13 protein-coding genes are annotated in these 14,147 nt (G+C 44.9%); all 13 read left to right on the forward strand.

Features of this window, described 5'->3' with window-relative positions:
• Window positions 1-170: 170 nt before the first annotated feature.
• The 13 genes from DYI25_RS15445 to DYI25_RS15505 all read left to right on the forward strand — a co-directional run bounded on the left by DYI25_RS15445 (window position 171) and on the right by DYI25_RS15505 (window position 14,108).
• Window positions 171-689: a hypothetical protein gene (locus DYI25_RS15445; RefSeq protein WP_213370477.1), complete on the forward strand. Its 519-nt coding sequence runs from the start codon at window positions 171-173 to the stop codon at window positions 687-689.
• Between the two features lie 24 nt (window positions 690-713).
• The gene (locus DYI25_RS15450; protein ID WP_249745471.1) at window positions 714-1,601 is read left to right on the forward strand and encodes a hypothetical protein; all 888 of its coding nucleotides are present in this window, start codon (window positions 714-716) and stop codon (window positions 1,599-1,601) included.
• A 105-nt stretch (window positions 1,602-1,706) separates the two neighbouring features.
• Window positions 1,707-3,113, forward strand: a complete 1,407-nt coding sequence (locus DYI25_RS15455) for an MATE family efflux transporter (RefSeq protein WP_213371246.1) — start codon at window positions 1,707-1,709, stop codon at window positions 3,111-3,113.
• Window positions 3,114-3,223: 110 nt separating this feature from the next.
• Window positions 3,224-3,706 carry a hypothetical protein gene (locus DYI25_RS15460; RefSeq protein WP_213370479.1) on the forward strand — a complete coding sequence of 161 codons (483 nt, stop codon included), beginning with the start codon at window positions 3,224-3,226 and terminating at the stop codon, window positions 3,704-3,706.
• A complete protein-coding gene (locus tag DYI25_RS15465; protein ID WP_213370480.1) occupies window positions 3,693-4,223 on the forward strand; it encodes a hypothetical protein in 531 nt (176 codons plus the stop codon). Before DYI25_RS15460 ends, DYI25_RS15465 begins: the two co-directional genes overlap by 14 nt.
• 36 nt (window positions 4,224-4,259) lie before the next feature.
• Entirely contained in the window at window positions 4,260-4,607 is a 348-nt protein-coding gene (locus tag DYI25_RS15470) for a hypothetical protein (RefSeq protein WP_213370482.1), read from the forward strand.
• Window positions 4,608-4,639: 32 nt separating this feature from the next.
• Window positions 4,640-5,107, forward strand: coding sequence for an ABC transporter permease subunit (locus DYI25_RS15475; RefSeq protein WP_249745472.1), 468 nt, complete (start codon window positions 4,640-4,642; stop codon window positions 5,105-5,107).
• Complete coding sequence (locus tag DYI25_RS15480) at window positions 5,104-6,030, forward strand: peptide ABC transporter permease (protein WP_213370486.1); 927 nt, start codon at window positions 5,104-5,106, stop codon at window positions 6,028-6,030. The genes DYI25_RS15475 and DYI25_RS15480 overlap by 4 nt, the downstream gene beginning before the upstream one ends.
• A gap of 222 nt (window positions 6,031-6,252) precedes the next feature.
• Window positions 6,253-8,121 (forward strand): GAF domain-containing sensor histidine kinase, encoded by a 1,869-nt coding sequence (locus DYI25_RS15485; RefSeq protein ID WP_342032529.1) that lies wholly within the window; start codon window positions 6,253-6,255, stop codon window positions 8,119-8,121.
• Window positions 8,096-8,752: a response regulator gene (locus tag DYI25_RS15490; protein ID WP_213370488.1), complete on the forward strand. Its 657-nt coding sequence runs from the start codon at window positions 8,096-8,098 to the stop codon at window positions 8,750-8,752. Before DYI25_RS15485 ends, DYI25_RS15490 begins: the two co-directional genes overlap by 26 nt.
• 169 nt (window positions 8,753-8,921) lie before the next feature.
• Window positions 8,922-10,349: a S8 family serine peptidase gene (locus tag DYI25_RS15495; protein ID WP_249745474.1), complete on the forward strand. Its 1,428-nt coding sequence runs from the start codon at window positions 8,922-8,924 to the stop codon at window positions 10,347-10,349.
• 546 nt (window positions 10,350-10,895) lie between these two features.
• Complete coding sequence (locus tag DYI25_RS15500; protein WP_213370491.1) at window positions 10,896-13,352, forward strand: S8 family serine peptidase; 2,457 nt, start codon at window positions 10,896-10,898, stop codon at window positions 13,350-13,352.
• 57 nt (window positions 13,353-13,409) lie between these two features.
• The gene (locus tag DYI25_RS15505) at window positions 13,410-14,108 is read left to right on the forward strand and encodes an HAD family hydrolase (protein ID WP_213370493.1); all 699 of its coding nucleotides are present in this window, start codon (window positions 13,410-13,412) and stop codon (window positions 14,106-14,108) included.
• The last annotated feature ends 39 nt before the right edge of the window (window positions 14,109-14,147 follow it).

Below are 14,147 nucleotides of genomic sequence, written 5' to 3' on the forward strand. Positions count from 1 at the left end.
AACATGCCGTGGTTACATTCTATATACCTCAGCCTGTATTTTATAAGCGCCATTTTCTATATGCAAACAATTGATACCATATCAGCTGAATATGCATTTTTTGTGGAGTTTAACTGTTCCTGATAGTGGTAGAGATAATTTGAACTTTAAAATATGAGGAGGAATCTTATATGTTACTTCCAGCATCAGATTTAGGATTGATTACGACACACTTACCAGCTCATGACGGCATGATTATGAAAGTAAAGCTTTTAGCAAAAGAAGCAAAGGATGAAAAATTACTGGAGTTGCTTAATAAAAAAGTAGGAATCATGAGAAGCCATGTGCGCATCATGATGGACATGCTTGATCCTGATAAAAGCGAATTTGAGAAACTGCCTGGCTTTGATGAGATTCCGGAAGATCAATTGGAAACGACTACTAGAGGAACAGAGAAGATGGACAAGCATATCGCCATGGAGATAAAGGCTTCTACAGAGGCAATGGCAAAAGATAATTTCGTTTCAGCATTGAAAATGAAGGACCCAAAGGTCAAGCAAACCCATGTTGACATGGCCCTCCAGCAAGTGCAGCTGCTGAACATGATCACCGAATTCCTTAAGGAACATGAAGCGGACGTAACACCACTCGGTACGCCGGAAGAACAAAAGAAAGTAGTGGATCATTTCAGCCATATGATGGAAGAATAACCTTATAGTTGGGAGGTTGAAAAGATGAATCGTGAACCGGAGGAACGTGGCAGTGGGACCCGTCACAGCCACTCACAGCAAGATAGCTTAACCGGAGAAAGCAGGCAGGCCGGGGTAACTACACATGACACCAGTGCTCATCATCAGCCGCATAACATGCAGAGTTCGAACGCTGGTCACGCCGGCCATCACGGCCACGGCCAGCTTTCAGGTGAGGTTAATGCTGCCAAAGTCAAGGTTGAGTGGAGCTCAAACCCGGAACCAATCCAAAGCAATCAGGAAACAGACATATTTCTTGATATCAAGGATGCATCCGGCAAGCCTGTCGAGATTTTTTCCGCTGTCCATGAAAAAGAAATGCACCTCCTGGCCATTAAAAGGGGTTTATCTGTGTTCAAGCATCTTCATCCCGATTACCTCGGGAAGGGCAGATTCCAAATCAAAACGATTTTCCAAAAGGCAGGGAGATATAAACTGTACGCAGACTTCCTGCCAGAAGGTGCGAATCAACAGCTGGCATCGCATGAGCTTGTAGTTACCGGACAGGAATCCATTGATGAGGTCAATGCAGATAAAGTTCTGAAAAAGAAAGTAGACGACCTTGAAATCGAGCTTATCCTTCCCGAAGCAAGAGTGGATGAACATATAAAGTTGATTTTTGCGCTCAGCGATGAGTCAGGAGAACCAGTTACTGAACTGGAGCCTTATCTTGGTTCTGCGGGACATGTGGTGATTGTCAGCGAGGACATGAATGAATTCCTTCATGTCCATCCAGCGGACGAGAACACCAAAGGACCAAAAGTAGAGTATATGACAAGTTTCCCTAGTGTTGGATTGTACAAGATTTGGGGGCAGTTCAAGTATAAAGGCAAGCTCTATACCGTTCCTTTTGTCATAGAGGTCCAAGAGTAAGCCATACTAAAAACAATTGCACACTGTTATAGTGTGCTTTTGTTTTAGTTCCTCAGTAAAGGAGGCTGGAAGTTGAAGGATCAAGTTACTGAAGGGAAAATCAATATGCCGCAAACGAACAAAGGGCGGCTGAAAATCATTATTGTGCTGGCAATCCCTGAAGTCATCGAGAATTTTTTTCAGACCATACTAGGCTTTGTTGATACTTACTTTGTTTCAAAGATCGGCCTGGCCGAAGTTTCGGCGGTAGGGGTGACCAATGCCGTACTCGCCATCTATTTCGCATTATTCATGGCAATTGGGGTAGCAGCCAATGTCAGGATTGCGAACTTTCTCGGTGCGAACCTGCCGGAAAAAGCAAGGCATATCTCTCAGCAATCGATTGTGCTCGCAGCTGTTTTTGGCATATTGACGGGCATCATCACTTTAATATTTGCCGAACCTCTGCTTAAACTGATGGGCATCGAAGCAGAGGTGCTTGAGGCCGGCGCCCTTTATTTCAGGATTGTCGGTATTCCGTCAATTGTTATGAGCTTCATGTTTGTATTGAGTGCCATCCTTCGCGGGGCAGGCGATACAAAAGCACCGATGAAGGTCAGTATTGTCATCAATATCGTGAATGCGATTTTGGATTACGTCCTTATTTTCGGTTTTTTGTTCATACCGGAAATGGGTATTGTCGGAGCGGCATTGGCAACGGTATTCTCACGGCTGATTGGCAGCATGGCATTATTTTACTATGTGAATCGTACAGAAACACTTGCATTTCGCAAGGATTACTGGAGTATTGACAAGACTCATTTGATGGAGCTGACAACCCTGGGAGCACCAGCAGCTGGTGAGAGGCTGGTCATGCGCGCGGGACAAATCGTATACTTCGGTTTCGTCGTTGCCCTCGGGACCAGCGCATTCGCCGCCCATCAGATTGCTGGCAATGTCGAAGTGTTTTCCTATATGATTGGTTACGGTTTTGCGACAGCGGCGACGATTCTCGTCGGCCAGCAAATAGGAGCAGGAAAGCTGGAAGAAGCAAAGCATTATGCCAGATTATCCACTTATCTCACGGTTGGTTTGATGACCGTGCTTGGAGCCTTGCTTTTCTTCCTCGGCGATTGGGCCGGCAGCTTTTTTACCGAGGATCAGCAGGTCATTGACAATATCGGTACAGCATTGAAAATCTCAGGGGTTTTCCAGCCATTCCTTGCCGTATTGATGGTGCTGACAGGTGCCTTCCAGGGTGCAAATAACACCAAGTTCCCGATGTACCTGACAGGATTCGGGATGTGGGCTGTACGGACTGTGCTAGTCTATGTCCTGGGAATCAAGCTGGGCTGGGGCCTTGCAGGTGTCTGGATCGCCATAGGCATTGATATCGCATTCCGTGCAGTTGTCCTCGCTATTCAGTTCAAAAGAGGAAAATGGATGGCACTCGAAAAAGCTCCAGACCCAGAATCACACTGCCACCCACAAACTACAAAAGAAAACATGTCGGCCTGCGCCAATAATTATTGACCACAAGCATACAGTTCCGGCTGTATGCTTATTTTAATTCAAATGGTTAGTATGCTTGAAGATGGACAAAGTAAGGAGTGAAAAAATGAATTTTAATTAAGGATGTTAATATGGTTCTCTCGATATATTTCACAATTACAATCTTGCTGCTTCATTTTGCCTATCATCTGCAAAAACCGCTGAATTTCCTGCAAAACGCGCTGGTCTTCATGGTGGTTGCGATCATTACGCGCCAATGCGTGACGCTTTTTGCGCTGGAATGGAAACTTTTAAAAATGACCGAGGATCATTGGTTGTTCGTTTGTATGCTCCTTTGCCGGGACGTGCTGACTCCGATGTTAACCGTGCTTTTTGCCAACTATTATGTGCGCGCCCACTCGCCGCTTTATAGAACAGTAATCTTCTTGATTTCACTGGTAGTAATGGTTAGCATTCATGAGTTGACTGTGCTATTTCATATCCTCACATATGTTAAGTGGAACTTTTTCTATACGATTTTATTGAATGCCGGCTTCCTGCTCTCGGCGGTAGCTGTTTTAAAGCTGGTATCATTCATACAGACAATGGAGAATGAACAAAATGAAAGTTTATGATCATGCGTTTAATGAAAATGAATGGTTCGTGATCATCAGCATCATCGTCATGAACCTCGCGATTTGGTTCGCCCCAAAAATTTTCAGCAAGCTTGAGAGTTTTGGATATTATATTTTCGGCATCTACATAGGCTTGTTTTATGACCATACCCTCTCAATCAAGCCCTGGGATTATTATGACGTCAACGACAATTCATCCTATCAGTTCATCGATTTTCTTAGCTATGTGATGTACGGTCCTTATGGATATTTCTTTCTTTATTTTTACGTAAAATGGAACATTAAAAGGCTTAAAATTATTCCTTATATCCTTTTATGGTCATCCTTTTCAATGGCGATGGAATGGGTTGGCCTCAAGGTCGGCCTGTTCCATTTTGACAAAGGCTATAAAATGTACTGGTCCTTTCCGATCTACCTGTTTTCGCAAAGCTTGATCATCATTTTTTATCAACTAAGTATAAATTCCAAAAAGAGTGGTCATGAAATAAATGGAAAATCCAAGAAAACTCAACTATAATTTAAGTACTAAAATTCTAGCTGGGGAGTTTCGGAAATGGTGAAAAAAGGGACACTGCGATTAGCTCAAGTGTTAACACAGTACTTAATAGGAGTGTTTATTTTTATTATTATTGGCAGCCTGCCAGTCCTTTTAAGGGATTTGACGTTCGACACGGAGAGCTATTTTCACAGTGTAAGGGATTTGGCTGTTAAAATTTTCACTTTAAGTAATTTGACTTACGATGGCCAGCATGAAATGCTGCCGGCGGTAATCGACCGTTTTTTCTATTCAATGAAGATATTGGGAATTGCATTTTTTACGGCATTGGCTTTTGCTTTCATGCTTTCTTATTTGATCATCCTCTTTTTTGAAAAGAAAAAAGACTATATTTTAAGTTTTTAGAAATTATTAGATCTGTACCTGACGTGTTATGGATGTTCCTGCTGCAGGTCTTCTTTATCTGGATCTTTCGGGTTACTGGAGTGAAACTAGTCCAGACTGTTTCATTGGGAGATGGCAATCAGGCGTTTCTGCTGCCTCTCATCAGCTTGAGTCTGCCGATATTTCTTTTTTTAACACAAATCATTGTCCTCAAAATTTTTGAGGAATTGGATAAGCAGTACATTATCTACGCAAAGGCAAAGGGATTATCGAATTTTTATTTGCTGAATATCCACGTGATACGGAATATCAAGCAAGACCTTGAGGGTCATCTTAAGACGGTTATTTGGATGATGCTTTCTACCCTTGTAATGGTCGAATACATCTTTAACCTGGATGGAGTAATGATGTTCAATATCAAAAATCTTTCAGTAGAGCTTTTCGTCTTCACTTGTATATTGTTTTTTACAGTGTTTTTCGTCATTTATAGATTAATAGAGCTAAGAAGGTATTCAATATGAGCTTGTTAAGAACGAAAAAATTCCTATTCGGGTCTTCATTCCTGATTATTTTAATGACATTAAGCATCCTGAATACTGTGTTGAATGATGGGGAAATCAGACAGGAACCGTTTTTCTATAATGACGATGGAACGATCAATAAAGCTCCGCCATATCCTCCTTTCGATGTCTTTCCTTTAGGGTCAGATATGTATGGCTATGATATGCTTCATACGGTTGTCGAGGGAGCAAAGTACTCGATTGGCATCGTTTTGGTCGTTGCTTTTTTAAGAATGTTTTTCTCAGTTGTTCTAAGTTACTTTTTATTCCGTGTTCCAGAATCGGTCTTCAAAGCTTTAAAGACATTCGCTGAACCATTATCTTTTTTTCCGCAAACGCTGATTGCTTATTTTCTTCTCAGCACGGTAGTACTATATACAATCCACGGCTTCCATCATCCTTTGTGGGTCAGGGTGAGCTATGAATTCATCATCTTGATCTTAATCGCGATGCCATCTCTGAATGTCCAGTTGATTGAGCAAAAACGCAGGGTGTGGAAGGAAGAATTCATACAATCGGCAATCACGCTCGGCGGGAGCAAACGGCATATCTACTTTAAGCACATCCTTCCGCAGCTGTATGAAGAATGGATCTTAATGTTCGGCCAGCAGTTTTTGCAGGTGCTGGCGCTGCTTGTCCATCTTGGGGTCCTGCACGTCCTGTTTGGAGGAACCATCATGGGTGAGGGTCCGCCTTCATCGGTCACACATGAATGGTCTGGGTTGATTGGCCTCAACAAACGCTTCATGCTGACATATGAATGGATTGTCTATGTACCGATCATGTTTTTCGCGCTGACCGCCATAAGCGTGGCAATGATCAATAAGGCTTTGAGCGACCTTTTCAAACATAGGGAAATGGTCAGGAACAATAGGGATATGTAGGGGAGCACCTCGCTATAACACTTTTGTACTATAAGAATACCCCATTTGATGAATAGTCTGAGCGCGCAAATTTTGCCATAATAGTTTTCAACTAAACTCTTCATGAGTTTGGCCCATTCATTGGCTAGTGGCACCCCCATTCGGCCAGTGAGTGGGTTTTATTTGTGTTTTGAGGACCTGCGCGATAAAATTAATTAACTGAAAATTCTAAACTTAAAGGGGGTGCATTGTTTGGAAAAGGCACTTTCGCAAAAAAGGGAGAAAGCTGCAAAGTTGTTTATGAATACGGTCTCCCTGATTGGCTGGCTGCTCATCCTTTTTTCCTTTGTAAAATTGGAACCGCCCGGCGAACCGATTGTTTTGGCCCTTTTATTTATATTCCTGCTTATTAGCGAGTACTATCCAATGCCGGTTTGGAGAGGCCATACGGCCATCACGTTCCCGGTTGTCTACGTGTTATTTTTGCTGTATGGATTCCCGTATACTGCGATTGCCTATGCAGGAGCAGTCCTGATTGTGAACCTCATCCACAGAAGGCCGCTCCGGATAGTATTGTTCAACCCCGCCCAGCTAGTGATTAGTTTTTACGTTGCCGCAATGATGCTGCCTCTAACGGAAGCTCTATTGGAAAAGCTGGCACTCACACCTATTATACAAGGGGTGTTAGCTTATATTTTTTTGCTAGCAGTCTATGTTCTGGTCAACAACGTGATTGTCGACCTCGTTCTTTTTATCAGGCCGCAGCATTATTCTTTTAAAATGTGGAAGCAAAAGACTCTTACAGAACTTAATAGTGCGGCGATTTCCTTGATTTACGGAATTACCCTGTATGTCGTTGGCAGCCAAAATCGCGGTGAAATCGATGTCTTTGCCTACTTCTTCTTTTTCTCGCCGCTTGTCGGGATTTCCCTGCTGAGCGCGACGATTACCAGGCTGAAAAGAGAGAAGAATCGTTTGAAGCTTCTTTTTTCGATCACTTCCGAGTTGAACCAGATGCTTCCTTCACAGGACTGGCTTTCAGCTTTACGAGGGAGCTTCAACGAGTTGATTGGGGCAGAAGCAAGCATATTATGGATCAAAAAGGATGGTGAATGGGAACTGAGCTTCAAGGATGGCAGGACGGTTTCGAAGTGTGAACTACTGCCAGAGGCTTTTGCTGAATTCGATGGGATGCGCAGCCCGGTAATCTATAATGACCGTAAAAAGGATGGCGGTGTCGCGTCCTCTTGCTTTGAAGAAGATGTAAAAGCATTCGTATACTCGCCGCTTGTCATCGAGAATGAAACAATCGGAATGTTCATCATCGCCAGGAGCCGGACGAAAAGCTTCGAGGATCACGATGTTCAATCCATTGCGACGCTCGCCAACCAGCTTGCCGTCATCATCAAGACTCGGATTCTTTTTACCGAAAAAGAAAAGCGGATTGTCCTTGAGGAACGGAACCGGATTGCCCGCGACATCCACGACGGTGTGGCCCAGACACTTGCCGGGGCGGTCATGAAGCTGGAAACAGCGGGAAAGAAGTTCACTAAAAATCCTGAAGAAACGAGGAAGCTTGTGGACGAAAGTGTCATTGGCCTCAGGGAAAGCCTGAAGGAGGTGCGCGAATCCATCTATGCATTGCGCCCGTATCCAACTCAAAAAGCAACACTGGCAGAAGCGATTTTAAGAAAGATCGAAGCTGTCCAAAAGGAATACCGGCAGGATATCGAATTTGAGATCAGGGGGCAGGAGCAGGAGCTTAGCCCGATGGTTGAAAAGGTTCTGTTCGACACTTTCCAGGAAAGCCTGCACAATGCCATCAAGCATTCGCAGGCAATGAAGGTAGAGGTTCTCTTAAGCTATCAAACGGAGCATATACTTTTAAAAATCAAGGATGAAGGAAAAGGATTCTCGCTGTTCCAGGCGATGCTGAAGGCGAGGAACCAGCCGCATTTCGGCATCCTGCAAATGAACGATGCAGCAGAAAAAATCAACGCTTCCCTGCAAATCGACAGCAAGGAAGGCTCGGGAACGGAAGTCAGCATCACTGTTCCTAGAATGGGAATCGAGGGGGAAAACACAAATGATCAGGCTCATGCTAGTGGATGACCATGCCGTGCTGCGCGATGGGCTGCGGAATATAATATCAGTTGAAGAAGATATCGAAGTCGTTGGTGAAGCCGTATCTGGTGACGATGCACTTTTACAGGTGGAAAAATGCAAGCCGGATATGATCTTAATGGATATCAACATGCCGGTGAAAAATGGCGTCGAAGTCACGGGCATTTTGAAAAAGAAATATCCCAGTATCAAAATCCTTGTGCTGACAATGCACAGCCACGAGGAATATTTCATGTCAGCGATCCGTGAAGGAGCGGACGGCTACTTATTGAAGGACGCGCCTTCCGACCAGGTCGTCGAGGCAATCCGGACCGTCGCCCGCGGCGAATCGGTCATCCATCCTTCAATGACGAGAAAGCTGCTCGCCTTTCATCAGCAAAAACAAACCGAGCAGGAGGACACAACCCTGACTGAGCGGGAAAAGGAAGTTTTGCTATGCCTGGTCGAAGGGCTCAGCAACAAAGAAATCGCAGACCGCCTGTTCATCAGCGACAAAACCGTCAAAATCCACGTCAGCAAAATCTTCAAAAAGCTGAACGTCAAAAGCCGCTCCCAGGTCGTCATCCACGCCGTCCAGCACCAGCTCGTACCAATCCCGCCGACATCCAGCGGGGCATAGATTAATTTTTGAGAGTCCCTGAGAAAGGGGCTCTTTTAATTTTTGGATACTACTTTAGTAGTAACCAAGATTAGTACGGAGGTTATTATTTTTTAAATACAATGCAGAATGGTTTTCATGTAAATATTGTGGGAATATTAAGAAAAATAGCTAAGGAGCTGAAAATTGAATGAAGTTTAAAGCTGCATTTTTATCATTTATTCTCATGGCCGCGACGGTCTTTGCTTCGATTGTTCCTGGAACAACGACAAAGGCAGTGGAGCCGGTCAATGCTGTGGTTGACTCCGAGTTGACAAAGTCTCTTTTATCCGCGATAGGTCCAGTGGAAGCGATTGTTACTTTTAAAAGTGAAGAGGGTGTCCTGCCGGGGCAAGTAAAGCTTCTTGAAGAAATCGGCATCACAAAGGGGCTGACATTCGAAAGCCTGCCGATTGCAGGAGTATTAGCGACAAAAACACAGATTGATAGCCTCGCCCAAAGTGATCAAGTTGTATCTATCTATTTAAACAAGAAGCTTGAATACGAAAATGAGGAAGCGACTGACCTTACTGGCGTTGACCAGGTTCGGACAGATGAAACAATGAGAAAATTGAACGGCGGCTTGCCGGTAACTGGCAAGGGAATTGGCGTCGTCATCAATGACAGCGGTGTTGACGGAACGCATCGTGACCTGGAGTTTGGCAGCCATCTTGTCCAAAATGTGCTGGGCTCGACAAATCTGAATGCACTTAGCACCCTATTGCCTGTTTCTTATGCTGAAAATGTACCAAATACAGACACCAGCTCTGGCCATGGTACACATGTAGCCGGAATCGTTGGCGGGACAGGCGAAATGTCAGGCGGCAAGTATGAAGGTGTCGCACCAGGCGCGAACTTGATTGGTTACGGATCAGGCGCGGCGGTTGCAATGCTTGATACGATTGGCGGGTTCGATTACGCCCTTACTCATCAACAGCAGTACAATATTCGCGTGATCACGAATTCTTGGGGAGATACAGGTGATGCCGGGACTGACTTTGATCCATACAACCCTATTAATATCGCAACGAAAAAACTGTATGACCGCGGAATTGTGACGGTTTTCTCTGCAGGGAATTCAGGTCCGGACGCAAAAACCATTTCCGGGAATTATAAAAAAGCTCCTTGGGTAGTCACCGTAGCAGCTGGAGATAAGTCCGGCAATCTTGCTGATTTCTCTTCACGCGGCGAAGAGGGACGGGGCGGAACTGTCACAGTTGATGGCCAGACATGGAAATGGGCAGACCAGCCGACAGTGACATCACCTGGCGTCGACATCATTTCCACTCGGGTTATTAGCCCGCTCGTGGTACTTGGTGCGACTGCTGATGCTGAATACATTGAACCGGCATACCTGCCTTATTACACGACGATGAGCGGGACATCGATGGCCGCTCCGCATGTCGCCGGCACCATTGCCTTGATGCTTGAAGCTAATCCGTTGCTGTCACCCTCTGAGGTAAAATCAATCCTTGAAAAAACAGCCACATCAATGCCAGATTACGCGGTATGGGAAGTCGGCGCAGGCTATGTAAATGCTTATAAAGCAGTAGATGCAGCTTTTAAGAAGAAATACTGATGATTAGTGATCTCCCTTGCCCGGGCAAGGGAGATTTTTACTCCGTCGCGCTAGAAATTCACACTGCTGAGATGAAAAACTTACGAATTAAGCGTGAAATTGGCCGGAAAATGCTTTCCTGCATGGAATAGGGGACTTCGAATCTAGAAAATTTCACTTTTCAAGAGAAAATCACCTCTGAAAATAAGCCATTTTCAAACTGGAAAAATTATTCTCTTAATCAGCATCAATAATTGCCCTAAACTTCACCGGAATCTCTCAATTAACCACGGTAATTGCCTGAACAATGACGATAATTGAGCAAAAAAACAAGATAATCGTGCCGTCATCCTAATTTTGGAAAAAGCACGCCTGCCTTATTTAGAAACTTGAAGAGATCGTACGATAAAAAACAACAGCACTACACATCTATAACTTTAGTACGATGCCAGAATAGACATTCCGGAAAATGATTTTACAACCTTTGAAGAATAGTTTTCCAGAGGGGCTTTCATGATAATTAAGTTAGGAATATTCAAAATTTTAATAGAATGAGAGGAGAATACGATGAAACGTTTTATGTATCTGCTGTTTGCTTTGTTGCTCACATTTCCGGTATTTGCTGCACCCCAGGGGAAGGCGAGCAGCCTGGCGGTCATTGATCCGCTTGTCAGCAAGGCGCTTGACACTGCAAGCTCGCTAGAAGTCATCGTCACTTTTAAAGGGGACGGGGCTCCAACAAGCTCGCAATTATCGTTATTAAAAACGCTCGGCATCGAAACAGGGGTAAGTATGAAATCCCTGCCGATTACCGGAGTTATTGCAACAAAAGAGCAAATCGAAAAGCTTGCGGCAAGTCCGGAAGTACAGTCGATTTACATGAATAGAAAGCTTACTTACTTCAACGCAGATGCCACAGCAATAACTGGCGTTGATAAAGCGAGGACGGACGACAGCTTCCGCAAAGCAAACGGCGGGTTACCTGTTTCAGGAAAAGGAATTGGTGTCGTCGTGAATGACAGTGGTGTTGACGGAACACATAAAGACCATGAATTAGGTAAAAATCTTGTCCAGAATGTAATGGGTTCAACAAACCTGAATGCACTTGCACCAGGCTTGCTGCCAATCACATACCAGGAAAACGTACCGAACACGGATACAAATTCAGGCCATGGGACGCACGTAGCCGGCACGGTTGGCGGGACTGGAGCGATGTCTGGCGGTAAATATGAAGGTGCTGCACCAGGTGCGGATTTAATTGGTTACGGTTCAGGTGCTGCATTATTCGTTCTTGATGGCATCGGCGGTTTTGACTACGCGATTACACATCAGTCACAGTACAATATCCGCGTCATCACGAATTCGTGGGGTTCATCAGGAGACTTCGATCCGAACGACCCAATCAATATTGCTAGCAAAAAAGCGCACGACCGCGGTATTACGGTTCTTTTTGCGGCAGGTAATGAAGGGCCCGGGGAAAACACGCATAACCCATACGCAAAAGCTCCATGGGTCATTTCAGTCGCCGCCGGAGTAAAGGATGGAACGCTGGCTGATTTCTCTTCAAGAGGCACGAAAGGTGTAGGAGGCACTTTTACAATGGATGGCAAGGAATGGACGTGGAAGGATGAACCGACCATCACTGCACCTGGGGTGGATATCGTTTCTACCAGGGTCCTCGCCCCAGTATCAAGCCTTTCAGCAGACCAGGATGCTGAAACAATCGAAACAGCGTATTTGCCCTACTATACAACGATGAGCGGGACATCGATGGCGACTCCGCATGTCGCAGGAATCGTCGCTTTGATGCTTGAGGCGAATCCATTATTGTCACCTGCTGAGGTAAAACAGATTCTTGAGCAGACAGCCACGAATATGCCAGGTTATGAAACCTGGGAAGTTGGCGCAGGCTATGTGAATGCTTATAGTGCCATTGATAAAGTCTTCAACGATACGGCTTATGGTTCGACGTTAAATTCAAACCAGACATTTTATAGTAATGTCGAATCTTCAACAGAAAGAAAGGAATTTTCGGTTGATTACAACCCGCTGACATTTATATCTGATAATCAATATGAGTTCACAGTCGAAGAAGGAATGGCCAGCCTTATGGCAAAAGTAGATGGAGCAGGCCTAATCGAACAAACGGGCAATCCGGTCAATCTTGTGCTGATTGCTCCAGACGGCACAGAGTACAGCTCGGGTGTCAGCCTGTTGTTCCCTCTCTACTATGATCGCACCGTATCAGTTACTTCTCCGGCATCCGGGGCATGGAAAGCAGAAATCCGCGGACTTCGTGGCGCTGATGCCAATCCACTCGGCATCGCCCTGCCTGAAACGGTAAAAGGTGAAATGGCCTTCACGAAGGTCAGCGGTTTCTCGGGATTGAACGACATTGCCGGCCACCCGGCAGCAGATGCGATTAAAATGGGCGTGAGTGAACGATTATTCGATGGCTTCTCGAACGGAGCCTTCAAGCCGGATGCACTTTTAACAAGAGCAGAGCTGGCAAAATATTTGGTGATGGGTGCTGAGATTAAGCAGACGATGCCGGCGACACCGAGCTTTTCCGATGTTGCAGGAGCAGACCTTCCATTCGTAGAAGCAGCAACAGCAAAAGGAGCTTCCTTCCGCGATCAGCAGCATATCCAGAAAGGGGTCATCTTGCCGAAAGCACACGGCAAATTCGCACCAAAGGATGGCGTGACCCGCGCTGAGCTGGCATATTCACTGGTCCAATCATTAGGTCTGCAAAAAGAAGCGGAGGAATTCGACGGGCAGCTGACTGTCCAGTATAACGACGAAAGAATTGCGATTTCAGATGCTTCTGAAGTACCAGAACAACTGAAAGGCTATGTCCAGGTAGCTCTCGACCTGAATATCCTTAATGCGAAATTCGCTGTGACACAGGGGCCATATGACTTGAAACCAAAGGTAACAGCAAGCTTCAACCCATCTGTAAAAAATACACGCGGTGACTTTGCAGTTGCAATGACACGCTACTATAACGCCTTCCTAAAATAAGGTAAAATGAGAACAGGCTGAACTGGCCTGTTCTTTTACCATATAGGGGGAGTTTTTATGCGTAAAATAGAAGCCGTGTTTTTTGACCTTGATGGCACTTTACTGGACCGCAGTGCTTCTGTCTTGAAATTTATCGAAGATCAGTATGAACGCTTTCGTCCTCAATTAAGTTTGATAGATAAGCAACTGTATAAAAATAGATTCATTGAATTGGACGCCCGCGGTTACGTCTGGAAGGACAAAGTATACAGCCAGCTTTTACAGGAATTGAACATAGCGTCCCTGACATGGGAAGAGCTGCTGGAAGATTACATAATCAATTTCAAGAATTCGAGCATAGGGTTTCCGAATCTGCATGCTGTGCTCGGAAAACTCAGGCAAATGGGAATTAAACTGTGCCTCATTTCGAATGGCAAAACCCTTTTCCAGATGGCTAATATAAAAGCTTTGGGAATCGAGGGGTACTTTGATTCGATTTTAATCTCGGAAGCAGTGGGATTAAGAAAGCCTGATATCCGGATTTTTCATAAGGGGATGGAAGATCTTTCGGTATCAGCATCACGCAGTATATTTGTAGGCGACCATCCTGAAAATGATGTGAAGGCCTCCAGAAGTACTGGGATGATTGGTATTTGGAAGCGTGACGACTATTGGGACAGGGCGGAAGCGGATTTTACCATTGATGAACTGGTAGAATTGTTAGGTATTATTCAAACAGGAGCGGAAGAGCATGACCAATTTTCATGTTTCATATAAATCCTGGAAAATCATAGGGTAAGTCATGAATTACAAATC

Source organism: Mesobacillus boroniphilus (assembly GCF_018424685.1).
Lineage (GTDB): Bacteria > Bacillota > Bacilli > Bacillales > Cytobacillaceae > Mesobacillus > Mesobacillus boroniphilus_A.